Here is a 24,384-nt window from a genome sequence, read left to right as displayed (position 1 = left end):
GTCCGAGGGACAGCTTGGCACCTTCCTCTCCCCCGATCGACGGGGGAGAGGAAAGGACCTCGCCGCCGGCCGATCTACGCCAGCTTCGCCAGCAGCTTCATGAAGGTGGCGATTTCCTTGTTCGTGAGCGGCGCAAGCGTTTCCTGTGTGATTTCCCGGGCAAGCGGGATCAGCCGCTCGATCGCGTCGCGGCCCTCGGCCGTCAGATTGACCAGCAGGCGCCTTTTGTCGACCTCATGCCTGGAAAGCTCGACAAGGCCGCGCGCCTTCAGCCGGTCGATGACGCCCTTCACCGTCGCGGCATCCATGGCGATCAACGTGCCAAGCTGGTTCTGCGAGGTCTCGCCGACATCGCGCAGCTTGGCCAGTGCGGCGAATTGCGGCGGCGTCAGATCGGCGATACGGGCGGCGAAAATCGAGACATGGCGCTGGTGCGCCTTGCGCAGGATGAAGCCGACCTGTTCCTGCAGGAGGTAGTCGTGATCGTCGGCCTCTTTGGCCTCGACCAGCTTGAGCAGGTTGTCCTCGCCGCTCACCGCAGCCCGTCCCAGGCTTTTATGTCATCCGCGGCGAGGCCACCCATGCGGTTGTGGATGCGCGGGCCGCAGGTCATGGCGAGGCAGAACAGGATCTCGTCAGGACGCGGGCCGTCGCTGATGCCGACTTCCATTGCGTCGAAATGGCTGCGCACATAGGCGGCGTTGATGTGGCCGAGCGGCACGTCGAGCTTTGATCCGAAGGCGCCGACCTTCTTGGCCGAAGGCACGATCGCCTTGGCATCGCCCAGCCGCTCGCGCATCGCGTAACCGCCGGGTACATGCCACAGCGCGCCGTGTTCCAGCTCGCCTGCGCTGCCGACAACGGCGCCCTTGCCGTAGCCGTCGATCTGTTTCACGTCGCCGCCGAGCGCCGCGATCAAGCGGTCGGCGAGTAGCAGGCCGAGCGGCTTCAGATCGTCCATGGCGCTCTGCAGTTCCTCGACATAGCGCCCGGCGAAAGGGTTCTTGACCACTGCCATGGCGGCGGCGCGCCGGCGCGGCACCGCAGCGGCCGGTCCGCCGTCGTGAAAAATTTCTTCGCTCAGCACCGCGATCTTGCGGATCGGAAACTCAGGCATGGGCAACTTCCTCCGGTTCATGCTTGTTGGGCGGGCCGAGTGCAACGGAGCCACTGATACGGACCTCCCCGCCGAGAAACAGCGCCGATGCGGCAATCAGGCCGCGCCGGCGAAAATCTTCGGCGACGGCGAGGCCATTGTCCAGCGCCCGCGCCACCTCGCCAGAGGCAAGCGTGCCGACGCCTTGTGTCACCAGCCGCGCGCCAAGATCGCTGTCGGGCGACAGGTCGCGTGCGGGAGTGCGCCTGATGGCGGGATTGCCGGGCAGGTCGACGGCGTTGGCGATAAGCGTCGCCGCCGCGTCGGCCTCGGCGCCGGTGCGCGCGAGCACGGTGACGGCATCGGCGATGCCAAGCGAGAAGGAGCGGCCACGCCAGCCGCTGGTTGCGACACCACGCACGCCATCCTGCGCGCGGATCGTGATCCGGTCGGCCATGCCGTTGCCGGTACCGGCGACCGCCAAGCCAATCGACGTAGCCTTGTCGAGATGGAGGGCGCTGTCGCCGCCATTGTTGACGTAGGCGCGGTCGAGCTTGCGGCCGGCAAGCAGCGCGGCAAGCATTTCGTCGGCTACCGATCCGGCGACGGCGGCCATCGGCGTGATGAAGCATTCCGCCAGGGGAATGACGGCTGCTTCCATGCGACGCGCCGTCGGGCCGGCGAAGGTTCGCGGCGCCAAGAAAAATGCCGGGAGGCGCAGCTCGGGAAGCTCCTCGACCAACTCGATCAGGATCGTTTGGAAGCGGGCGACGGCTTGCGCATAGGCGGCGCGACACTCGTCAGCCTCGCCAAAGGCCTCGACGATCAGGTCGATCGGCCCATGGTTGAGATGCAGCCGCTTGCCGTCCTGCAGCCAATGCGCTTGCGGGCCTTCCATCAGCCGGCCCCATCCGAGCCCGCGCGGCGCAACTGCGCCAGCGGCGGCCATGGATTGCTGGCCACGGCACCGGTGCCGCGCCGGGGATTGAGGTATTCGCCGCCCTTGGCGACAATATCCGCGACGCTGCGGATTTCGGCCTCGTAGCCGCCTAGCCTGACATAGTCGTCGCGACGCAGCGTGAACTCGATCGGGGCCACCAGCGCCGGCGTCGGCACATAGCCGAAGGCGCCTGGCGGAACCCTGGTGACATCGACCATCAGCGTGATGCCGCCGCCCGGCCAGACATAGACCGGCGCGCCGCCGACCGTGACGTAGGTTTTCAGGCCTTGCACGGAACGGGTGAGATTGACCGGGTTTTCGGTGACGCCGGCACGCAGTGACCCGCCGGCGCCGCCGATGAACAGCACGGTGCACAAAGCCGGCTCGCAATTGTCCTCGATCAGGTTGACCGATTTTTGCAGTCGCTCCGGAAACGGTTGTTCGACCGGTTTCAAGTCGTCGTCGAGCTCGTAATAGGCGAACTGCTCACCGGTGGTCGAAACCATCAGCAGCGACAGGCCCGGGCGCGCGCCCTTCTTCGCGTTCCATTCACCGAGGATCGACAGCGGATCTGAGATGGAGGTGCCACCCCAGCCGAGGCCGGGCTCGGAGACCTTGAAATAGCGGCCCGGTGTCGAGCGGCGGCCGACGATCTTGATGCCGGTATCCCGCCAGCCCAACACCTTGCCGGCCTGGTGTTCGGAAACGACGCCGGTGATGTGGTCGTCGACCACCACCACCTCGTCGACCAGCCCGCGCCATTGCGTGGCGAACATGCCGATGGTGGCCGAACCGCAGCCGACGCGCATGCGGTGTTCCTGCTTGCCGTCAATGACGGGCGGTTTGCCGGCTTGGACGATGACCGTGGCGCCGCCGTCGATGGTGAGTTCCACCGGTTTGCTGTTGCACAGGTTGAGCAGGGCATCGCAAGTGGCGCGGCCTTCCGCCTTGGAGCCGCCGGTCAGATGATGCACGCCGCCCAGCGACAGCATCTGCGAGCCATATTCTCCCGTCGTGACATGGCCGATGGCTTCGCCCTCAGCCCGCACAATAGCTGTTTCGGGTCCGATATGACGGTCGGTATCGATCTTCACCTTGACGCCGCAATAGGAGAAGATGCCTTCGGTCACCACGGTGACGAGATCGACGCCTTCCACCTCCTGGCTGACGATGAAGGGAGCGGGCTTGTAGTCGGGATAGGTTGTGCCGGCGCCGATTGCCGTGACGAAGCGGCGGCCGGTGTTGATGAGTTCGCCATCCCACTGCTCGCCCTCGGCGACAAAGGGCACCATGGCAGCCCCGGTCTCGGCAGCGTGGTCGAGGATGGTCAGCGGGTCCATGCGCACGATGCGGCCCGCGACATTGCCATAGCGGTCGCAGGCGCCGGTGCGTCCGTCAGCGATGTAGCACATGACCGGACAGGCGTCGCAGCGGATCTTTTCCGCCACCAGCTTCTCGCCGGGATCATGGGTTTCGAAACGCTCGGCAAGCTCGCTCATGCGCGTGCCTCCTTCTCGCGGATGGCCGCCAGGATGCGGCTGGGCGTTGCCGGCACCTTGGTGACCAGCACGCCGGTGGCGTGACGAATGGCATTGAGGATTGCCGGCGCCGTCGGGATCAGCACGTGCTCGCCCAGGCCCTTGGCGCCGAACGGCCCTTCGGGATCGGGCACCTCGACAAGGATGGTCTCGATCGGCGGCACGTCGCCGATGGTCGGGATGAGATAGTCATGCAAATTCTCGGTGCGGCCGGGAATGTATTCTTCCATCAGCGCCATGCCGATGCCTTGCGCGATACCGCCCTCGATCTGGCCCTCGACCAGCAGCGGGTTGATCGCCTTGCCGACGTCGTGCGCGGCGATGATCCTGATCAGCTTGACCGTGCCAAGCCTGAGGTCGACCTCAAGTTCGGCGATCTGCGCGCCATAGCCATAGACCGCATAGGGTTTGCCCTGGCCCTTGGCATCGAGCGGCAGTGTTGGCGGGTCATAGGTCTCCTCGGCACGGAAGACGAAGCCGTCCGCNTCCACGTCGAGCGCGTCAAGATCGATGCTTCGTGTCGCCTCGCCTTCGCGGATGACGATCGCCGAGCCATCCAGTTCAAGCGAAGCCTTGTCCGAGACATTGGCAAAGCGCAGGATCTTTTCGCGCAGGGCGCGTCCTGCCTTCTCGGCCGCCTTGCCGGTGACGAAGGTCTGGCGCGAGGCCGAGGTCTTGCCGGCGTCGGGACTGATCGCCGTATCGGCGCTCTTCAGTTTGAATTTTTCCAGCGGCAGGCCGAGTGCGTCGGCGCAGATCTGCGTGATGACGGTGTTGGATCCTTGGCCGATATCGACCGCGCCCTGATGCAGGATAACCGCGCCGTCAGCCGCTATACCGACCCGGATGGTCGACGGATTGGGCAGCGAGGTGTTGCCGCAGCCATACCAGCACGAAGCGACGCCGACGCCGCGTTTTCTATCCAGATTGGCGCTGTTGAAAGCATCGGCATCGGCTGTCGCCCGCGCCCAAGGCGGCCGCAACGCTTCGAGGCATTCGGCAATGCCGACGCCGGAGTCCAGGAGCTGCCCGGTAACCGTTTCGGATCCGTTCCGAAGGCAGTTCTTCAGGCGAAAATCCAGCCGATCCATGCCGAGTTTGCCGGCGAGCTCGTCATAGAGCGTCTCTTGCATGATCGTCGCCTGCGGCACGCCGAAGCCACGGAAGGCACCGGCAATCGGCCCATTTGTGTGGATGGCGCGGCCCTCGGCGCGGTAATTCGGCGTGAAATAAGGGCCGGAGGCATGCACCGGCACGCGGTTAGCGACCGTCGGCCCCCAGCTCGCATAGGCGCCGGTGTTGAAATCGCCTTCGAAGATCATGCCTATGACATGGCCTTCGGCATCTGCGCCGACGGTGGCTCTCATCCGTGCCGGATGGCGCTTCGTGGTCGACATCATGGATTCGTTGCGGGTGTAGGCAAGGGCCGCGGGCCGCCCGGTCTTCAGCGCGACAAGGCCGATCAGCGGCTGCAGGGAAACGTCGAGCTTGGAGCCGAAGCCACCGCCGGTCGCGGTCGGCACGATGCGCACCTTGTCGACGGCAAGGCCGAGCACTTTCGCCGTGTCGTCACGATCCATGTAAGGCGCCTGCGTGCAGGCGACGACGACGAGCGTGTCGCCGTCGAGATATGCATAGCCGGCTTCCGGTTCGATATAGGCGTGCTCGACATAGGAGGTGTCGATCGTGCCGCTGACGGTAAAGGCCGAGTTGGCAAGTGCCGACTCGGGATCGCCGCGTTCGACGAAGCCCTTGGTCAGCAAATTGGCCGGGCGGTTCTCATGGATCAGCGCCGCACCTTCGGCCTGCGCATCGCCTGGCTGGAGCACATGCGGCAGTTCGGTCCAGCGGACAGGGAAATCCGACAGATCCAGATCGAGGATCGCCTCGCGCTCGCCGGCGACCAGCGCGACAGCCTCGCCGCGAAGCCGGGCAAAGCCCTCGGCCAACGCCGGCTGGTCGGCGAACGGGCCGATAACGCCGAAGCAGTTTTTTCCCGGGATATCGGCGGCCGTGAAAACGCCCATGATACCGGGATGGCTGCTTGCCCAGCCATCGATGTCGCCGAAGGCGAAGCCGGCATGATGATGCGGCGAGCGGATCACCAGCACCGCAAGCGCATCGGCTGGGAAGGAATCGCCGCCGAATTTCTCGGCACCGGTCACCTTTGGCACACCGTCGAGCCTTACCGGCGACGCACCGATGGCGTGGCCGGACCGAGGCAGACGGAAGTCCAGGCTCGCGGTCTGGAGGGAAGCCTCCATCACCGCGGTGATGATCTTCCGGTAACCGGTGCAGCGGCAGAGGATACCGCCCAACGCATCCTGCACCTCGGTCTCGCTCGGCCTGGGTTTCGTGTCCAGCAGCGCTGACGCCGCGACCAGCAGCGCCGGCGTGCAGATGCCGCATTGCGCGGCGCCATGCGCCAGAAACGAGGCTTGCAGCGCCGACAGGTGACCATTGGCGAGGCCCTCGACCGTCGTCACCATAGTGCCGGCAGCGGAGGCCGTCGACATCAGGCAGGCGCAGACGGGATCGCCGTCGACCAGCACCGTGCAGGCGCCGCAGTCGCCAGCGTCGCAGCCGACCTTTGTGCCGGTCAGCCGCAATTCGTCACGCAGCACCGAGGACAGCCGGCGCAGCGGTGGCACGTTGACCGAAACGGCGGCGCCATTGACCGCGAAGGCGATATCGGCGCGATCCATGCTCATCAGGCCACCTTGTCGTCCGAGGGCTTGCGCGCGGCCTCAAGCGCGGCGCGCGCAACGATCTCGCGCACCGCGTCGAGCCTGTATTCGGCGCTGCCGCGCACATCGGCGATCGGCTGCAGTTCAGCCATCGGCGCCGACCGGACCGCGGCAACAAGCCCGGCGTCCAGGGGAAGCCCGAGCAGCGCCGCCTCGACACCGGCAAGCCGCCTCGCCACGGCGGAACACGAGCCGACGGCGACGGCCGCCTGCGCGACAGTGCCATTCTCGCCAGCCAGACGCACCGCCACCATGGCAATGGAAATAACGAGATAGCGCCGCGCCCCGAGCTTGACGAAGGCCGATGTGCCGGCGGGTTTCGGCACGTGGATGGCCGTCAGCATCTCGCCAGGCCGCAAAGCCGTACGGCGATTGCCGAGGATGAACGCCGACAAGGGCAGATGGCGCGTCGCCGTCGCCGAGCGCAGCTCGACCTCGGCATCAAGGACCAGCAGCCCCGGCACACCGTCGGCGGCCGGCGAGGCGTTGCAGAGATTGCCGGCGACGGAGGCGACGTTCTGGATTTGTGGTGAACCCACTTCCCGCGCGGCCTGTTTCAGCGCCGCGAAGGCCGGTGGCAAGGGATGGCGGATGATGTCGGCCCATGTCGTGCGCGCGCCGATGATCCAGTGGCTGCCGGTCTCGGCGATGCCGCGTAGCGCTGTCAGGCCGTTGATGTCGAGGACATTGTCACGAAATGGTTTGCTGCCCTGCGCCGGATAGAAATCCGTGCCACCCGAAAGGATACGCCAAGCGTCCCCGCCAAGCAGCGCGAGTGCTTCGTCGACCGTGGTGGGTTTCGCGTAACGGATCACGCTTTCCTTCCCGACAGGTGGGCCTTCCCGATAAGGTAGGCCTTCCCCGAAATTGGCCCTCCCAAGGCGCTTGCCCAGAGATGGTCTTTACCGGCTTTGACCGGTAAATTCATTCGTATGCAAATGATATCAAGACGGCGGAAATTGTCAAAGCCAGAGTTTGCGCCGGCACCCGTCTGGCTGGCATCGCCACGCATTTGTTATGCCGCTGGAGGTTGACGCGGCCCGCCATCTGGTCAAGTTTCTCCTCCAGTCGCGCCAGCGGCTTTTTCTTTCGCCGGGTGCCTCGTTCGAAGCCCGACCCCAGCCTGACAGGAAGGAAGCCCATGGCCGAAGCGCTCGTAGTCATCGACCTGCAGAACGACTTTTGTCCGGGCGGCGCGCTGGCCGTTGCGGGCGGCGACGAGATCGTGCCGCTGGTCAATGACATGATCCGGCGAACAGACCATGTCGTGCTAACACAGGACTGGCACCCGGCCGGCCATTCCAGTTTTGCCTCCAGCCACCCGGGGTCGCAGCCCTATTCGACGATCGAGATGCCCTATGGTCCGCAGACGCTGTGGCCGGACCATTGCATCCAGGGCAGTCTCGGCTCGGATTTCCACTCCGGCCTTGCCTGGACCAAGGCCGAACTCGTCATCCGCAAGGGCTTTCGCCCCGCCATCGACAGCTATTCCGCCTTCTTCGAGAATGATCACGCGACGCCCACGGGGCTCGCCGGCTATCTGCGGGAGCGCGGCATCGACACACTGACCCTGGTCGGCCTGGCGACCGATTTCTGCGTCGCGTTCTCGGCGCTGGACGCGGTCAAACTAGGGTTTAGAACCACGGTCAGGCTCGATGCCTGCCGTGGCATCGATCTCAACGGATCGATCGAGACAATGCTGGCGAAGATGCGCGATGCCGGCGTGACGCTCGAAGATCACACATCGGGCTGACTCGTGGCGGGCAGAAGGGGATACTTGCCGATAGCGACCGGGGCGGGCAGCGCGATCGTCGTCGCGATGCTGTTTCCATCACAGGCCTTCGCGGCCGAAGAGCACGGCCTGCCCGGCGCCGCCATGTCTTTCTGGTGGGCGCTGCCTTTTGCCGGGCTGCTGTTGTCGATCGCGACCGGGCCGCTGCTGTTCCACCATGTATGGGAACATCACTATGGTAAGATCGCGGGCTTGTGGGCGGCGCTGGTGATCGTGCCGCTCGCGATTGCCTTCGGTGCTCCCGCGGCAACCGAGGCAGTTCTGCACGCGCTGCTCACGGAATACATGTCGTTCATTGTCCTGCTGTTTGCGCTTTACACGATTTCAGGCGGCATCCTGCTTGCCGGCAACATCCACGGCACACCGCTGGTCAATGCCGGGCTGCTGATCGTCGGGGCGCTGCTGGCCTCGGTGATCGGCACGACCGGCGCCTCGATGATCCTGATCCGGCCGATCCTGCGCGCCAACGACAACAGGCCTTTCAATGCCCATGTCGTCATCTTCTTCATTTTCCTGGTGTCCAACATCGGCGGCTCGCTGACGCCGCTCGGCGACCCCCCGCTGTTCGTCGGCTTCCTGCGCGGCGTCGATTTCTTCTGGACGACCACCAACCTCTACCGAGAGACGCTGTTCGTTGGCCTCGTCGTGCTGGCGGCGTTCCTGGCGATCGACCTCATCCTGCACCGGCGCGAGGCTGGCGCACCGAAGATCAAGGATCCGACACCCGATACGAAGGTGCGCCTGCGCGGCCTCGCCAACCTCCAGCTGCTGGCCGGTGTGATCGGCGCCATCCTGCTGTCGGCGGCGTGGAAGCCGGGCGTGAGTTTTTCCGTGTTCGGCGTCGGTCTCGAACTGCAGAACCTGGTCCGCGACGTGATCATCCTCGCGCTGGCCCTGCTATCGCTTCCGCTCTCCTACAAGAGCCACCGCGAGGCGAACGGCTTCAACTGGAGTCCGATCGCGGAAGTGGCCAAATTGTTCGCCGGCATCTTCATCTGCATCGTCCCGGTCGTCGCCATTTTGAGGGCCGGCCACAACGGTGCGCTGGCGCCGCTGGTCGCGCTCGTCACGTCGGCGCAAGGCACGCCCAACGACCTCGCCTATTTCTGGCTGACCGGTGCATTGTCGTCCTTCCTCGACAATGCACCGACCTATCTGGTGTTTTTCGAGCTGGCGGGCGGCGATCCCCGCCACCTGATGACGGAGTTCGCCTCGACACTTGCCGCGATCTCGGCCGGCGCCGTGTTCATGGGCGCCAACACCTATATNAACTTCATGGTCTATGCCATTGCCAGGCATCGCGGCGTCAAGATGCCGGGCTTCTTTGGGTATATGCTGTGGTCCGGGCTGGTGCTGGTCCCGACCTTCTTGGTCGCGGGTTTTCTGTTTTTCGGTTGATCAACCCACGCCGACATAGCGCCGGACCGCGGACGGGTCGACGCGCAGGGCCTCGACATCGACCGTCTCGCGGTTGCGGCCGTTTTCAATAAAGCAGACACGATCGGCGACCGACAGCACGGCATCGACCCGCTGCTCGACCAGGATGGTGGAGACCTCCATCTCGCGCAGCTTCGACACCGTCTCGCGGATCTTGGCGATCATCGACGGCATCAACCCTTCGGTCGGCTCGTCGAGCAACAGCACCTGCGGCTCAAGGCAAAGCGCGCGCGCCATGGCCAGCATCTGCTGCTCGCCCCCGGACAAGGTGCCCGACCGCTGCCGTAGCCGCTGGCGCAGCAGCGGGAAGAGGTCGAGAANCATCCCGCCGATCTTCGCGTCGTCGCTGCTTCTGCTGCCGGCCACCGTCATCTCGGCGAACAGCCGCCTGCCCTGTGGCACGTAGGCGACACCAGCCTTCGGCACTTCATGCGCCGGCAGGCCGGTCAATTCCTGCCCTGCGAGCCTGATCGAGCCGGCACGCACCGGAACCAGGCCCATGATCGCCTTCAGCGTCGTCGTCTTGCCGGCGCCGTTGCGGCCGAACAGGCACAGCACCTCTCCCTTGTTCAGCACCAGGTCGAGCCCATAGAGCACCTGGACCTCGCCATAGAAGCAATCGAGCCCGGAAATCGTCAGCGATTCGGCCTTGCTCGCCTCAGTCATGGTGCCGTTCCCAGATAGGCTTCCTGAACCGCCGCGTTCTCGCGGATGGCTTCGGGTGTGCCCTCGGCCAGGATCCTGCCGGCGTTGAAGACGGTGATGCGGTCGGCAAGCTGCATCACGACCGGCATGTTGTGCTCGATCAGCAGCACGGTCGCGCCTTTGGCGATGTCGCGCACCAGCGCGATGAAATTGTCGATCTCGCTGTCGGCGAGCCCCTGCGTCGGCTCGTCGAGGATCAGCAGCCGCGGCTTGAGCGCCAAGCCCATCGCCACCTCCAGCAGGCGCTGGTGACCATATGACAACTGACCGGCCGGCATATGGGCGCGGTCGGCCAGGCCCGTGCGTTCGAGGGCCGACATGACGCCCGCGCCCACCGCGCCTTTCGAGCGCCCATCGCTCAGGGTCCGTTGCACGGGCAACGCGACATTGTCGTAGGCGCTGAGATTGGCGAAGACGCTGGTGATCTGGAACGTATAGGCGATTCCCTGGCGCACCCTGATATAGGCCGGCTGGCTGGTGATATCGGCGCCGTCGAAGACGATCGCGCCCGAAGACGGCTGGATGCGGCCGCTGATCAGACTGACGAAGGTTGTCTTGCCGGCGCCGTTCGGACCGATGACGGCGCGGATCTCGCCCGGCATCAGGGTGAAATCGACATTGTCGACCGCATGCAGGCCGCCAAAGCTGCGCGACAGGCCCTTCGTGGTCAGCAGCGGCGTCATGGCAGCCATCCGAGCCAGCGCTGGCGGATGGTGCCGAGAATGCCTTTCGGGAAAAACAGCACCAGCAGAATGAGTGCTATGCCGACGATCAGCAGGTAGGCCGACGTGTAGCCGCTGGTGACGTCGATGACATAGTACATGAACACCGTGCCGATCAGTGGTCCAAGCGTTGTGGCCGCACCGCCGAGCAGCACCCACAGCAGCGGCAGGATCGAATACTGTACCGAGGCGAAACTCGACCCGACATAGCCGAACAGCAGTGCGTAGGCGGCGCCGGACGCCGCGCAGATCGTGCCGGAGACGACAACGGCGGCAAGCTTGTCGGAGAAGGTGTCGTAGCCCAGCATCTTGGTGCGTTCCTCATTCTCCCGGATCGCGATCAGCACGCGACCGTATCTGGACCGGACGACAGCAAGCGTGATCAGCAGCACGAGCGAAAACAAGCCGAGCGCCGTCATGTAGCGTACGGTCGGGTTGGTGAGATCGAGCGAGGTGGCGCCGAGATTGAGAACACGCGCCGATTGCGGCACCACCTGACCCTGATCGCCGCCGGTCCAGGTCGCGAAATAGAGGATGGCCAGATAAAACACCTGCGCGAACATCATGGTGACGATCATGAAGGCGACGCCCGTGGTGCGCAGCGCCAGGAGGCCGATCACCAGCCCCAACGCCGCGCCGCAGGCGATGCCGGCGATGAACGCCAGTGGCACGCTCCAGCCGAGCTGGATGACGGCAAGGCCGGCGCCATAAAGCCCGGCGCCAAAGAACATCGCATGGCCGAGGCTGAGCAGGCCGACATAGCCGAACAGCATGTTGTAGCCCATGGCGAAGACCGCCAGCACCATGATGCGGGCGAGCAGGCCGTGGTAATAGCCAGGCAAGAGGAAGCTCAGCATGAAGAGCAGGGCAATCACGCCGAGATGCAGCGCATAGGCCTTTGCCGGCGAAGCTTCGCTCATCGCGATGTCGTCCCGAACAGGCCTTGCGGCCGGAACACCAGCACCATGGCGACCAGCAGCGTGGCGATGATCTTGGCCAGCGTCGGCGAGAAGAACATCGATATGATGCCGTCGGAGAGGCCGATCAGCACGGCGGCGACGACCGTGCCGCGCAACGAGCCTAGGCCGCCGATGATGACGACGATGAAGGACAAGAGCAGCGGATCCTGCCCCATCAGGTAGTGCGCCTGGCTGATGGGCACGATCAGCACCGCGGCGATCGCCGCCAGCATGGCGCCGAGCGCGAAGACGCCGCCATAGACGCGGCCGACCGGGATACCGAAGGCCTGCGCCGTCTCGCTGTCATACTGCGTGGCACGCATGACAAGGCCGATCCTGGTGCGCGTCAGCACCAGCCATGTCGCGATCAGCAGAAGAGCGGATGCGGCGATGATCGACAGCTTGTAGCCGGAATAGCCGAACCACGGCAGAAGGATGCGATAGCTGAATGGCGGCTCCACGGGCCGCGCTTCGGGGCCATAGAAGGTCAGCGCCAGCTGCTGGATGATGTAGAGCATGCCGATGGTGGCGACGATGGTGGCTTCCGGATTGTAGTTGAGCCGGCGCAGCACCAGCCGTTCGGCGACCAGCGCGATGGCGCCGACGATCAGCGGCGCGATAACCAGCGCCGCCAGGAAGCCAAGAGCCGGATGGCCGCCAATTGCCGATGTGATCGCCCAGGCAAGCACGGCGCCCAGCATGAAGAACTCGCCATGGGCGACGTTGACGACACGCATGACGCCGAACACCAGCGACAATCCCAGCGCCGTCAGCGCCAGCACGGCCGAGGTGACGAGGCCTTCAAGGGTTGCGAGGAGAAGGTGGGGTCCGAAGTGCATCGATTACACGCCCGATAGGTGGCGCGAAGCGCCTCCCTCTGCCCTGCCCGGCCCGGCAGGGTAGAGGGAGGTGGCCTGGCGCTCACGCTGGCTGGAATGAGTTCACAGCGCCTGCGTCGTGTAATCCCCTTCGGCCTCGTAAAGCCCGTCCTCGATCTTGGTCTTGTGCACGACCTTCAGCTTGCCGCCCTCGACCTTGGAGATGTTCTGGATGCCAAAGCACTGGTGGATCTTGCCGTTGAAGGTTTTTGGACCCTGCGGATGCTCCGGGCCTTCGGCGAATTCCTTCAGCGCCTCGGTCGCCTCGACCAGTTTGGCGCGGTCTTCCGGCCCCTTGTAGCCGGCGTCTTCCATCGCCTTCTTGACGACGTAGAGCGTTTCCCAGCAGCCGAACATGTGCGCGGCGGTGGAGACGTCCTTGGCGTCGCCGACGGCGGCGCCGTTGTCGTCGATGCCGACAGCGGCCCGATAGGCCTTCTGCGCTTCGGTGTCGTCGGACTGGGCGTAGCGCGGCGAACCTTCCCAGAAATGGCTGCCGTCGAGGAATTCGAGGCCGGGGCTGTTGATGTCGACAGCTTCCAGCGAATCGATGAAGCCGAAGAGTTGCGGCCGGCTGGAACCGTAGAACTCGCCGAGTTCCTTGACGAAGGTGAGCACCGCCGGGCCGACCATGACGTGGTAGATCACCTCGGTCTCGGGCGGGATCTGCGGAAAGTACTTGGTGAAGGACGATTCCGTCGGCGGAATGGCGATCTGCGCGATCACCTCGGCGCCTTGCGCCTTCAGCGCCGGCGGCAGGTAGTCGCGATGGTCATAGCCGAAGGCGAAATCGGGGAATATCTGCGTCACCTTCTTGCCGGCATTGGCCGCGATCCATGGCGCCATCGACTGGATTTGGCTCTTCACGTCGGTGATGCCGGGCTGGAAGACATAACGGTTGAGCTTGGTCGAGGCGACGTGGTGACCTTCGCTGACGACGAAGTAGGGCATCTTGTTTTCGCCGGCGGCAGGCGCCGATCCAATGACGACATGCGAGAACAGCGTACCGAAGACGATGTCGGTTTTGTGCTGGGTGGCGAACTTCCCGACCACTTCGGCGCCGCGGCCGGGATCGGTGCCGTCATCCTCGATGATCACCTCGACCTGGCGGCCATTGATGCCGCCGGCGGCATTGATCGCCTTGATCGCGGCGGCGGTCGTCTTCTCGTACCAGCGGCCGTAGGCGGCGCCAATGCCGGTACGGTGCGACTGGAAGCCGATCTTGATCGGCGCCGAACTCTGTGCCTGGGAATAGCGGACGAAGCCGGGCGCCATGGCGAGGCCAGCGCCGGCGGCGAGGCCCTTCAGCGTGGTACGGCGGGTGAGTGTGGTTTTGGAGAGATCGAAAAATCCGTTCTTGTCAGTCACGTTCGTTCCCCTGTTTTTGTGTTTTGACCAACGATAAGGCGGCTCGAACATCCTCGGCAAGAGGATGCAAAATTGCATGTGTACAAACTAAATCACCAAAGCCTTGGTCTGGCAAGCGAGCTTTCCGTGGGGCATGGCTCACAGGAGATGGCTTGTCTCATCCGACTGTCGGCGTGGCAAGCAGCCAGAGACCGAAAATGGTGTAGGCGATCATCAACACGGTGAGCGGAAACTGACTGAGCGCGGCGCGGGCAGGCTGGGGATGCAGGCGCCAGGCAAAGCCGTGCGCGACGAGGACAGCGAGCACATGGCCAAGGATGATGGCGCCCGCCTGGACATTCCACAGCCACCATGCCGACGCCGCGCCGGCGACGATGCCGGCCTCGACCTGCATGTCGGCGGTGCCGAACAGGTTCCAGCCAAGCGCGAAGGGATCGGACAGGGAGGCCAGCGCATATTGGCCGTCGACGAGCAGCGCCGTCAGATAATGCGCGACATGGTAGGCGAGCGCGATCGGCACGATCGACCACACCAGCATGCCCGCTGCCTGGGCGAAAGGCTTGTCGCCGCGGGCAAGACGCTGGCCGAGCACGACGGCAAGCAGGAACACCGCCGCGAGCAACGCGAATGTCACAACGAGCCCGAGCGTCCCACTGCCGATCACGGCCGTGCGGCCCGGAAATTCGAGCGGGTTGATGCCGAACAGGCCGAGCCAGAAGAAAGTCTTCGACAGGCCGTCGAAGGAGACCGAGGACAAAGCAAGCAGCAGGAAGGCGATGCCGCTGGCGGGCAGCGGCTCGGCCTGAAGCAGTTTGGCGCCCGGCCAGCACAGCGCAAGACGGCCTTTGTCCCCGCGCTCGATCGGCGCGAAACGCGCCGCCATCGAAAAGACCAGGCCGAGGAATTCGCCGCTGCGGCTCCATTTGTCGTAACCGAACACCAGCGCGGCCAGCAGGGTGAACAGCCAGTAGAGGCCGGCGGCAAAGGCCAGCCGCGCCGCATCGTCAGGAGCGGGATAGACGAGTTCGAACCAGGCGAAGGCTAGAAACAGGATAACGGCCGGCCAGCAGCCAAACCATTGCGGAAGTGGCCTGAACCCGTCATCGCTTCCGCCGATCAGCCGCGACAGCAGCCGCCATGGGCCGTACCAAGGGTTGAGCCACGACCAGAGATCGCCGAACACGCCTTGCAGCAGTGTCAGGCCGGCCCATAGCAGCGTCCAGATCACCAGTGGCAGCGGGTTGGAGAGCGGGTCGCGGCTGCCGAGGACGCCAGCGGCCAGGAGAATTGCAAAGCCGGCAAATGAGATCAGGCTGATGGCGGCGCGGACGCTGTCACCGAAGGCGAATAGCGGTAGGCGTCGGCGCCAGAAACGGTCGACGGTGTCGGGCGGCAGCAATGCCAAGACAAGGAAACTGGCGGCGACGGCAAAGGCGCCGCCGATAATGTAGTAGCCGGTGGGGAGGAGCAGGACGTGGCCACGGTCGGAGGCGTGGGCGAAGGCGGGAGTGGGGGAGACGAGCCACAAGGCCGAGAACGACAAGGCAAACGGCAGACGGAGGCGTTCTACGGCGGAACTCGAACTGTCCAAGAGTCCGCCCATCCCTCAAACCTTGACGAGTTGCTCCACGCGATCCTTTTGCCCAAAAATCCTCAAATACCGCTCGATCTCCTTGAGATCGCCCGTCGCCTTGGCCGGATTGTCGGACAGCTTCACCGCCGGCCTTCCATTGGCTTCGGTGACCTTGCAGACCAGCGATATGGCGTCGAGGCTGTTGGTCTGCGTCGGCGCGCAACCTTCGAAGTCGTTGGTCAGATTTGTGCCCCAGCCGAAAGACATGCGCACCTTGCCCTTGAAATGACGGTAGGTCTCCTCGATGGTCTCGACCTCGAGGCCGTCGGAAAAGATCAGCAGCTTCTGCCTGGGGTCCTTGCCCTTCTCGCGCCACCAATCGATGATTTTTTCGCCGCCCTCGATCGGCGGCGCGCTGTCGGGGCGGAAGCCGGTCCAGTCGGCGACCCAGTCCGGCGCGTCGCGCAGGAACGAGGCGGTGCCGAAGGCATCGGGCAGCACGATCAAGAGATTGCCGCCATAGTAGCGCTGCCAGTCCTGCAGCACCTTGTAGGGCGACTGCTTCAGCTCTTTTTCCGAATTGGCGAGGGCCGCGAACACCATCGGCAGTTCATGCGCGTTGGTGCCGAGCGCTTCGAGATCGTTGTCCATGGCCAGCAGCACGTTGGAGGTGCCGGTGAAGGCTTCGCCGATGCCTTCCTTGAGCGCCTCGACGCACCAGCGCTGCCACAGGAAGGAATGGCGCCGGCGGGTACCGAAATCCGAGATGCGGATGCCGGGCAGCGCCTTCAGCCGTTCGGTCTTGGCCCACATCTTGGCCTTGGCGCGGGCATAGAGCACGTCGAGCGTAAAAGGCCCGAACGATCGCAAAGCGGCACGCGAACGCAATTCATTGATGATGGCGAGCGCCGGGATCTCCCAAAGCGTGGTGTACATCCAGGGGCCGGAGAAAGAGAGCTCGTATTGGCCGTCACGCTTGGAAAGCTCATAGCCGGGCAGCCGGAAGCCTTCCAGCCAGGCGAGGAACTCCGGCTCGAAAATCTGCTTGCGGCCGTAGAAATTGTTGCCGCCGAGCCAGATCATCTCCTTCTTTGAGAAGCGCAAGGTGCGGGCATGGTCGAGCTGTTCGCGCAGCTCGCCCTCATCAATCTCGTCGGCGAGCCGCACCGAGGTGGTGCGGTTGATCAGTGAGAAGGTGGTGTCGACCTTGGGGTACATGCCCCAGATCATCTGCAGCATCAAAAGCTTGTAGAAGTCGGTGTCGAGCAAACTGCGCACGATCGGGTCGAGCTTCCAGGTGTGGTTATAGACGCGCCGCGCAATATCGGTCCTGGCCATATCTCGTCACCGCCTTCGCTGCCTGCCAACCACAATCGCGACAGGCCTCATAGCATCGAATTCGCAAAAACGCTGCCCGCTTTCAGGCTGGCCCGACAAAAAGAACGCCCTGCGTGCGGCTACGAGGGTTTGCCGCCCATCACCTTGAGCGCGGGACGTTTGCGGCGGGTGACGAGGCGGCCCGCGACCGGAGCGTCGGCGCGGCCGTCATCCCCGGCCTTCTCGGCGAACAGCCAGTCGATGAACACCTGCACGATCGGCGTCGCCCGCATTTCGTTGCGGCAAACGACATAGAAATCGTCGACCGCCGGCACCGACAGGCTGAACGGCGCGACCAGCATTCCCCTGGCCAGCAGGGCGCTTGCCGTCACCGAGTCGCCCAGCGCCACGCCGTGGCCATGGACGGCGGCTTCCGTCGTCATGCGTGCATCGCCGAGATGATGGCGCCGGCCGCGCTCCAGCTCCAGCGCGTCGGCGGCGGCCAGCCAGGTGTGCCACTCGCGGCCATCGTCGCCATGCAGCAAGACATGGTCGGCGAGGTCGCGAACATTGCGGATCGGCCGGTTGTTGATCAGCGTCGGGCTGACCACCGGGAACAGCTCCAGGCCCGACCATTTGCGCATCCAGCAATCGGTCCAGCTGCCATCGCCATAATGCACGCAGACATCGATATGCGGCGCCCGGATATCCCTGGGATCGTTGGAGGGAATGAGCGTCAGCTGGATGTCAGGATATTGCGCGGTGAAGCTGCCCAGCCTCGGCGTCATCCACAAGAGCAGCAAGGCCGGCACGCAGGACACCGACAGCGCGCCGCTGCTTGCCGGCCGCGTCAGACGTTGGGTGGCGGCGGCGATGCCGTCGAAGGCGACCGATACCGCCGGCAAAAGTTCGGCGCCATGCGGGGTCAGCTTGACCCGCTGGCCGACGCGCTCGAACAGCTTGACCCCAAGCGATTGCTCTAGCGCCTTGATCTGGTGGCTGACGGCTCCGTGCGTGACATTCAGTTCGCTCGCCGCCTTGGTCAGCGAGGCATGGCGGGCCGTGGCCTCGAAGGCGCGCAGCGGGTTGAGAGGTGGCAGGCGCTTGGCCATGAATGCTCGGCTTTATTGTGAGCTTTTCTCACAGGAGCCACCCTAACAATATCAATTGCTTTTTCAAAGCGGCTGCCGGACACTTTACCCCAAGACAACATCAAGACGTGAAATCTGCAGCCAGCCGGCGGGACAACGGCCCGGCCGGATGACGGTCGGTTCGCCCGAGGTCACCGCCGGCACGACTGCATCAGCCGAGGAGGAGCGGATATGGGATATGATCGCGGCAAGCTCGATGCGCTGCGTCGCAAATATGGCGAAAGCCATGGCGGCGAGATGTTCGACCCGAAATTCCGCAAGGTCGCCGACAAAATCTTTTCCAAGAGCGGCACGCGGCTGGCGCCCTATTCCGGCATCCCGACCTTCCTTGCCGCGCCCTACCGCGAAATATCGGCTGACAATCCGGACTTCGGCGATCTGCAGGTGGCGATAACGGGCGTGCCGATGGATCTCGGCGTCACCAACCGGCCGGGCTCGCGCTTCGGGCCGCGCGCCTTGCGGGCGATCGAGCGCATCGGCCCCTACAATCACGTGCTGGAATGCGCGCCGACGCATGAACTCAGGGTCGCCGACATCGGCGACGTTCCGTTCCAGAGCCGCTACCGGCTGGAGACCAGCCATGAGGATATCGAGCGGCGCATCAACCAGATCGTCGACGCCGGGGTCATCCCGTTGTCGGTCGGCGGCGACCATTCGATCACCCACCCGATCCTGAAGGCGGTCGGCAAGAAGGCGCCGGTCGGGCTGATCCACATCGATGCCCATTGCGATACCAGCGGCCTGTTCGACCTGACCAAATTCCACCATGGCGGCCCGTTTCGCAACGCGGTGCTGGACGGCGTGCTCGATCCGACGCGTACCATCCAGATCGGCATCCGCGGCTCGGCCGAATATCTGTGGGAGTTCACCTACGAGTCCGGGATGACCGTGGTCCATGCCGAGGAGGTGACCGGTCTCGGCATTCCCGCCATCATCGAGAAGGCGCGCAGAATAGTCGGCGACGGGCCGACCTATGTCTCCTTCGACATCGACAGCGTCGATCCGGCCTTCGCACCGGGCACCGGCACGCCGGAAGTCGGCGGCCTGACGACGCGCGAAGTGCTCGAACTGCTGCGCGGCTTCAAAGGCCTCAACATTGTCGGCGGCGATGTCGTCGAGGTGGCGCCGCAATATGACGCCACCACCAACACCGCGCACGCCGGCGCGCAGGTGCTGTTCGAGATCCTGAGCCTGATGGTGTTCAGCCCGGCAGTATCAGGCAAGGGAGCCTGACAAAGAAAGGCGGCCGCCGCACTGGAGCCGGCGCCCGACCCAAACAATCAAAAGCTTCCAGAAGGGGAATGACAATGACAATCCACCTCAAATCATCCATCGCCGCCGTTCTGCTCCTGGGGTTAGCGGGCTTCGCCCCGCAAGCCGCCAATGCCGACGCGCTGGCCGACATCACCAAGGCCGGCACCATCAATGTCGGCGTCTTCGCCGATTTCCCGCCCTTCTCCTCAGCCAGTGCCGACATGAGCCTCAAGGGCTATGACATGGATGTGGCGCAGTACATCGCCGACACGCTCAAGGTGAAGCTCAACACCGTTGCCGTCACCGGCCAGAACCGCATCCCCTATTTGAACGACCATCGCGTCGACATCCTGATGAGCGTCGGCTACTCGAAAGAGCGCGAGCAGGTCATCGACTTCGCCGCTGCCTACGCGCCCTATTACATCGCGGTGATCGGTCCGGCGGCAATGCCAGTCAAAGGCAAGGAAGATCTTGCCGGCAAGTCGATCGCCGTCAATCGCGGCACGCTGGAAGACACCTCGCTAACCGAAGCAGCACCGGCCTCGGCGGACATCAAGCGTTTCGATAACTACAATTCGGTGATCCAGGCCTTCATCTCCGGCCAGACCCAGCTGATGGTCGTCGGCAACGATGTCGGCGCGCAGGTGCTGGCCAAGCAGGATGCGCTGAAGCCGGAGCAGAAGTTCCAGCTTCTGACCTCGCCGTCGCATATCGGCCTCAACAAGAACGAGGACGCCCTGAAGAAGGCGGTCAACGACGCCATTGCCAAGATGCTGGCCGACGGCAAGCTGGACGAAAGCTCGAAGGCCTGGCTGAAGACGCCGCTGAACCCCGACAACCTCAAGGATTGAGTCGACGTGGCCTTCGGCTGGCTTCCAGGTGCCGTGGGCGACATCGCGCACGGCGCGGCGACGACGATCCTTTTGATCGCCGTCACCACGCTTGCGGGCACGCTGCTCAGCATCCTCGGTGCCGCCGGGCGGCGAAGCGGCCCGGCGCTGCTGCGCCGGGCCATCGGCTGGTATGTCGAGGTGATGCGCAACACGCCGTTCCTGGTGCAGCTGTTCTTCATCTTCTTCGGCCTGCCGAGCCTCGGCATCAGGCTCGATCCGATCCTGGCCGCCATGTTGGCGATGACGCTCAACATGGCCGCCTACACGATCGAGATCGTCGGCGCTGGCCTTGACGCGGTGCCGCACGGGCAGACGGAAGCAGCCCTGGCGCTCGGGCTGAGGCCGCGCCAGCTGTTCATCAAGATCGTGCTGCCGCAGGCGCTCAAGATCATCTACCCCGCGCTGACCAGCCAGATCGTCATCATGATGCTGGAATCAGCCGTGGTGTCGCAGATCGCTGTACGCGAGCTGACCTATGAGGCCGACATGCTGCAAGCGCGCACCTTCCGTTCTTTCGAGACGTATTTCGTCGTGACGCTGGTCTATCTCTTGATGTCGATGGCCTTGCGGCGGCTGCTGGTTGCAGGCGGCCGCCGCGCGCTCGGAGCTGGGGTGTCATGATCGAGTTCACCCTCTGGGACATCGTGCGCAACCTTCTGCTTGCCGCGCGCTGGACCGTACTTTTGTCGCTGGCCGCCTTCGTCGGCGGCGCGCTGGTCGGAATGGCGGTGCTGTTCCTGAGGATCTCAGAGAATAAATGGAGCCGGCGCGTTGCCTGCGGTTACATCGCCTTGTTCCAGGGAACGCCGTTGCTGATGCAGCTGTTCCTGATGTTCTTCGGCCTGCCGATGCTCGGCCTGCGTATCGAGCCGTGGACGGCGGCGGTGCTCGGCCTCACCTTCTTCGCCAGCGCCTATCTGGCCGAAATCTGGCGCTCTGGCGTCGATGCGCTGCCATTGGGCCAATGGGATGCCGGCGCCAGCCTCGGCCTGCACTATCTGCAGGAGCTCAGGCTGATCATCCTGCCGCAGGCGTTCGCGATCACCCGCGCGCCAACGGTCGGTTTCCTGGTGCAGCTGATCAAGTCGACCGCGCTGACCTCGATCATCGGCTTCGAGGAATTGGTGCGAACCTCCAACGCCATCAACAACGCTACCTTCGAACCGTTCAAGGTCTATGGGCTGGTGGCGCTGATCTTTTTCGCCCTATGCTTTCCGCTGACGCAGTATGCGCGGCGGCTCGAACAACGAGCGGCGGCTCGCTGAGCCGAGAGCATGTTGCGTGGAGCAACCTCGACGGCGACCGCAAACTCCCGGTGTTTACCGTTCGGATGCCCATTGAGACCATTCGATCATGCTGGATGCTTCAGCGGCCGGAGGAGGACTCTTGCCTCTTCGCCATTTCAAATCACGGACGAACGCGGATGATCGTCTTCCCAGTGCGTCGCTCGGTAGGGTTGAATGCGGCTACGGCGTCGTTGAGGGTCGAAACGTTGCCAATGTTTGTCCGCAGTCGTCCGTCCCGCACCCGCTGGACGATCTCGCTCAGTTGGGCACGATCGGACTCGACAACGAAGTCGACCGCCAAGCCGTCGGCAGGCCGCGCCTCTGTCGGTCCGACGACGGACACCAGTGTTCCTCCGGCTCGGATCAGGCCGGCGGACCGCTTGCCGATTTCCCCGCCGATCACATCGAATACGAGAGCGACTTCGCCCACATCTTCGAGGGCGTCGTTCTCGAGGTCGACGAACTCATTCGCGCCAAAGTCGAGCACCGTCTGACGGTCGGAGGCGCGTCCAGTGCCGATGACATAGGCGCCGGCCTCTCGTGCAAGTTGCGTCACCATCGACCCGACCGCGCCGGCCGCACCGTGCGCGAGGACGCTCTGCCCCGCCTGAAGGCGGCCATGGTGGAAGAGTCCCTGCCACGCGGTGAGACCCGAGATCGGCAGGCTCGCGCCCACCGTGAAGTCGACGTCGCCCGGCAGCGGCGCTAGGTTGCGTGCTTCCATGGCTACATACTCCGCGAGCGTTCCATCGCGATGCCAGTCGGCGAGGCCGAACACTCTCTGACCTACCGACAGTCCCGTTGTGCCGTAGCCGAGTGCGATGACAACTCCGGCCAGCTCGTGCCCAAGGATCGACGGTGTTCGGTCAAGGCCGCGGCGGTCGGTCCAGGTGGAGGGCCATGCCAGCTCGGTCGGGACGAATCCCGAAGCATGAACCTGAACGACGACATCGTTTATCGCTGGCCGCGGCTCAGGCCGCTCCACCAGCTTCATCCCGGCCGTTCCCGCAGCCTGGTCCGTCACCACAATTGCCTTCATGATAATTCTCCTCGGTCGTTTGTCTCTTGGTGGAAACGTTTCCGCTCAGGGCCTATCTCTTAGCGGGCGTCCGTGGGCCGATCTGAAGGCGCCGGTTAGTGAGCGGCAATTTTAGGACATGACGGCAGGCTGGCAACCGGCCACCTGGATCAATGTCCGAACGCGCCTGACGGAACGATGCGGTCGCGCCGCAGCCAGCGGGCCAGAAGCAGCGCCGCCACCACGGCCAGCCCCGAAGACAGGCCGATCCAGATGCCGACGCCGCGGAAGCCGAAATGGAAGGCGAGCAGCACGCCGAGCGGCAGGCCGACGCCCCAATAGCCGATCGCGGCATAGATCATCGGGACCTTGGTGTCGTGCAGGCCGCGCAGCATGCCGGCAGCCACCGCCTGCGCGCCGTCGAAGACCTGGAACAGGGCGGCGAAAACCAGGAACGAAACGGCAAGCGCGATCACCCTGGCATTGGCAGGATTGCCAAGGTCGATGAAGGCGCTGATCAGGAGATGCGGCCAAAGCACCATCACCAGCCCCATCAGCGCCATGAAGGAAACGCCGATGACGAAGGCGGTCCAGCCGGCACGCGACACACCTTCTGGATTGCCGGCGCCATGGGCAAGCCCGACCCGCACCGTCACCGCCTGGTTGAGGCCGAGCGGCACCATGAAGGAAATCGAGGCGATCTGGATGGCGATGGCGTGCGCGGCCAGCGAATCCGCGTCGATCAGGCCCATCAGCAGGGCGGCGGCATTGAAGATCGTCACCTCGAAAGCAAGGATGCCGGCGATCGGCAGGCCGAGCCGCAGCAGGCCCTTGAAGCGCGGCCAGTCGGATCGCCAGAAGCGGCCGAACAGGTGATAGCGCCGGAATTTTTTCTCCCACATCACCACGACAGCCATGCCGGCGAACATCAGCGTGCTGGACAGCGAGGTGGCAAGGCCCGAGCCGGCGATGCCCATGGCCGGAACACCGAGATTGCCAAACATGAACACCCAGTTGGCGAACACATTGAAAGCCACGGCGACGAAGACGATGACCAACGCCCAGCCCGGCCTCTCCAGCGCCGAGATGAACGAACGCAGCACGATGTAGCCGTAGAAGGGCAGCACCGCCCACTCCAGCCAGCGCAGGTAAATGCCGGCCTGGCGCGCCAGCGCCGGCTCCTGGCCCATGGCCAGCAGGATGGCCTCGCCTTGCCACAGCACGAGCCAGATCGGGACCGAGATCAGGATCGCAAGCCACAGGCCCTGGCGCACGGTGCGGCGCAGGTCACGCACGGAATAGCGGCGGCGGCCAAGCTCGGTGGCGATCATCGGCGAAGTCGCCAGCATCAGGCCGAGGCCGAAGATCAGCGGCATGAAATACAGGTTGGCGCCCAGCGCGCCGCTGGCCAGCGTGTCCGCGCCGAGGCGGCCCATCATCATGACGTCGGTGGCGGTCATCGCCGTCTGGCCGAGATTGGTCAGCACCATCGGCCAGGCCAGCGCCAGCGTCGCCCTGATTTCCTGACGCCAAAGATTTTCCGGCGCGCGAGCGCCGGCTTCGATCGCGGACATTGTCCTGCTCTTTCAAGGTTGCGGCGCGTCGGCAAAGAGCCGGAAGCCGCATTGCAAACGGCAAAACCTTCGGTTTCGCGGCGTTTGCGCCGTCTCTTGAACGAAATGCGACATGAAGGCAAGGGAGGGGGCGCGA

The 24,384-nt window shown here is 64.5% G+C and carries 22 protein-coding genes; 6 read left to right on the top strand and 16 right to left on the bottom strand.

Annotation, left to right across the window (positions count from 1 at the left end; genetic code table 11):
- Positions 1 to 74: 74 nt before the first annotated feature.
- The 6 genes from X742_RS155590 to X742_RS155615 all read right to left on the bottom strand — a co-directional run bounded on the left by X742_RS155590 (position 75) and on the right by X742_RS155615 (position 7,136).
- The gene (locus X742_RS155590) at positions 75 to 536 is read right to left on the bottom strand and encodes a MarR family transcriptional regulator (protein WP_023772252.1); all 462 of its coding nucleotides are present in this window, start codon (positions 534 to 536) and stop codon (positions 75 to 77) included.
- The gene (locus tag X742_RS155595; RefSeq protein WP_023772251.1) at positions 533 to 1,117 is read right to left on the bottom strand and encodes an amino acid synthesis family protein; all 585 of its coding nucleotides are present in this window, start codon (positions 1,115 to 1,117) and stop codon (positions 533 to 535) included. Before X742_RS155595 ends, X742_RS155590 begins: the two co-directional genes overlap by 4 nt.
- On the bottom strand, positions 1,110 to 1,994 hold the full coding sequence (locus X742_RS155600) for a thiamine biosynthesis protein ApbE (protein ID WP_023772250.1): 885 nt from the start codon (positions 1,992 to 1,994) through the stop codon (positions 1,110 to 1,112). Before X742_RS155600 ends, X742_RS155595 begins: the two co-directional genes overlap by 8 nt.
- A complete protein-coding gene (locus X742_RS155605; RefSeq protein WP_023772249.1) occupies positions 1,994 to 3,535 on the bottom strand; it encodes a hypothetical protein in 1,542 nt (513 codons plus the stop codon). The genes X742_RS155600 and X742_RS155605 overlap by 1 nt, the downstream gene beginning before the upstream one ends.
- Positions 3,532 to 6,285, bottom strand: a complete 2,754-nt coding sequence (locus X742_RS155610) for a molybdopterin-dependent oxidoreductase (protein ID WP_023772248.1) — start codon at positions 6,283 to 6,285, stop codon at positions 3,532 to 3,534. Before X742_RS155610 ends, X742_RS155605 begins: the two co-directional genes overlap by 4 nt.
- Complete coding sequence (locus X742_RS155615; RefSeq protein ID WP_023772247.1) at positions 6,285 to 7,136, bottom strand: xanthine dehydrogenase family protein subunit M; 852 nt, start codon at positions 7,134 to 7,136, stop codon at positions 6,285 to 6,287. The genes X742_RS155610 and X742_RS155615 overlap by 1 nt, the downstream gene beginning before the upstream one ends.
- Before the next feature lie 326 nt (positions 7,137 to 7,462).
- Between X742_RS155615 and pncA the strand changes: the two genes are divergently transcribed.
- Both pncA and X742_RS155630 read left to right on the top strand, forming a co-directional pair.
- A complete protein-coding gene (gene pncA, locus X742_RS155625) occupies positions 7,463 to 8,074 on the top strand; it encodes a bifunctional nicotinamidase/pyrazinamidase (RefSeq protein ID WP_023772244.1) in 612 nt (203 codons plus the stop codon).
- A gap of 66 nt (positions 8,075 to 8,140) precedes the next feature.
- On the top strand, positions 8,141 to 9,511 hold the full coding sequence (locus tag X742_RS155630) for a sodium:proton antiporter (protein ID WP_032924832.1): 1,371 nt from the start codon (positions 8,141 to 8,143) through the stop codon (positions 9,509 to 9,511).
- On the opposite strand, the gene X742_RS155635 is transcribed toward X742_RS155630, so the two are convergent.
- The 8 genes from X742_RS155635 to gcvA all read right to left on the bottom strand — a co-directional run bounded on the left by X742_RS155635 (position 9,512) and on the right by gcvA (position 18,184).
- Positions 9,512 to 10,216, bottom strand: coding sequence for an ABC transporter ATP-binding protein (locus X742_RS155635; protein ID WP_023772242.1), 705 nt, complete (start codon positions 10,214 to 10,216; stop codon positions 9,512 to 9,514). It lies immediately after the preceding gene.
- Entirely contained in the window at positions 10,213 to 10,938 is a 726-nt protein-coding gene (locus X742_RS155640) for an ABC transporter ATP-binding protein (RefSeq protein ID WP_023772241.1), read from the bottom strand. The genes X742_RS155635 and X742_RS155640 overlap by 4 nt, the downstream gene beginning before the upstream one ends.
- The gene (locus tag X742_RS155645) at positions 10,935 to 11,897 is read right to left on the bottom strand and encodes a branched-chain amino acid ABC transporter permease (RefSeq protein WP_023772240.1); all 963 of its coding nucleotides are present in this window, start codon (positions 11,895 to 11,897) and stop codon (positions 10,935 to 10,937) included. The genes X742_RS155640 and X742_RS155645 overlap by 4 nt, the downstream gene beginning before the upstream one ends.
- A complete protein-coding gene (locus tag X742_RS155650) occupies positions 11,894 to 12,775 on the bottom strand; it encodes a branched-chain amino acid ABC transporter permease (RefSeq protein WP_023772239.1) in 882 nt (293 codons plus the stop codon). The genes X742_RS155645 and X742_RS155650 overlap by 4 nt, the downstream gene beginning before the upstream one ends.
- Positions 12,776 to 12,877: 102 nt before the next feature.
- Positions 12,878 to 14,182, bottom strand: a complete 1,305-nt coding sequence (locus X742_RS155655; protein ID WP_023772238.1) for an ABC transporter substrate-binding protein — start codon at positions 14,180 to 14,182, stop codon at positions 12,878 to 12,880.
- A gap of 157 nt (positions 14,183 to 14,339) precedes the next feature.
- Complete coding sequence (locus tag X742_RS155660; protein WP_023772237.1) at positions 14,340 to 15,785, bottom strand: hypothetical protein; 1,446 nt, start codon at positions 15,783 to 15,785, stop codon at positions 14,340 to 14,342.
- A 3-nt stretch (positions 15,786 to 15,788) separates the two neighbouring features.
- Positions 15,789 to 17,093, bottom strand: a complete 1,305-nt coding sequence (gene pncB / locus X742_RS155665; protein WP_023772236.1) for a nicotinate phosphoribosyltransferase — start codon at positions 17,091 to 17,093, stop codon at positions 15,789 to 15,791.
- 119 nt (positions 17,094 to 17,212) lie between these two features.
- Positions 17,213 to 18,184 (bottom strand): transcriptional regulator GcvA, encoded by a 972-nt coding sequence (gcvA, locus tag X742_RS155670; RefSeq protein ID WP_023772235.1) that lies wholly within the window; start codon positions 18,182 to 18,184, stop codon positions 17,213 to 17,215.
- Positions 18,185 to 18,394: 210 nt separating this feature from the next.
- On the opposite strand from gcvA, the gene speB reads away from it, so the two are divergent.
- The 4 genes from speB to X742_RS155690 all read left to right on the top strand — a co-directional run bounded on the left by speB (position 18,395) and on the right by X742_RS155690 (position 21,635).
- Positions 18,395 to 19,456 carry an agmatinase gene (gene speB, locus X742_RS155675; RefSeq protein WP_023772234.1) on the top strand — a complete coding sequence of 354 codons (1,062 nt, stop codon included), beginning with the start codon at positions 18,395 to 18,397 and terminating at the stop codon, positions 19,454 to 19,456.
- Positions 19,457 to 19,524: 68 nt separating this feature from the next.
- Positions 19,525 to 20,328 (top strand): transporter substrate-binding domain-containing protein, encoded by an 804-nt coding sequence (locus X742_RS155680; protein WP_031240273.1) that lies wholly within the window; start codon positions 19,525 to 19,527, stop codon positions 20,326 to 20,328.
- Positions 20,329 to 20,334: 6 nt separating this feature from the next.
- Positions 20,335 to 20,991 (top strand): amino acid ABC transporter permease, encoded by a 657-nt coding sequence (locus tag X742_RS155685; RefSeq protein WP_023772232.1) that lies wholly within the window; start codon positions 20,335 to 20,337, stop codon positions 20,989 to 20,991.
- Positions 20,988 to 21,635, top strand: coding sequence for an amino acid ABC transporter permease (locus X742_RS155690; RefSeq protein ID WP_023772231.1), 648 nt, complete (start codon positions 20,988 to 20,990; stop codon positions 21,633 to 21,635). The genes X742_RS155685 and X742_RS155690 overlap by 4 nt, the downstream gene beginning before the upstream one ends.
- A 142-nt stretch (positions 21,636 to 21,777) precedes the next feature.
- Here X742_RS155690 and X742_RS155695 read toward each other — a convergent pair whose 3' ends face one another.
- Positions 21,778 to 22,695 carry an NADP-dependent oxidoreductase gene (locus X742_RS155695; RefSeq protein ID WP_023772230.1) on the bottom strand — a complete coding sequence of 306 codons (918 nt, stop codon included), beginning with the start codon at positions 22,693 to 22,695 and terminating at the stop codon, positions 21,778 to 21,780.
- Positions 22,696 to 22,844: 149 nt separating this feature from the next.
- Complete coding sequence (locus X742_RS155700) at positions 22,845 to 24,248, bottom strand: MATE family efflux transporter (protein WP_023772229.1); 1,404 nt, start codon at positions 24,246 to 24,248, stop codon at positions 22,845 to 22,847.
- Positions 24,249 to 24,384: the final 136 nt, after the last annotated feature.

The organism is Mesorhizobium sp. LNHC229A00, from assembly GCF_000502415.1.
Lineage (GTDB): Bacteria > Pseudomonadota > Alphaproteobacteria > Rhizobiales > Rhizobiaceae > Mesorhizobium.
This window is presented reverse-complemented; position numbering and strand designations above follow the sequence as displayed.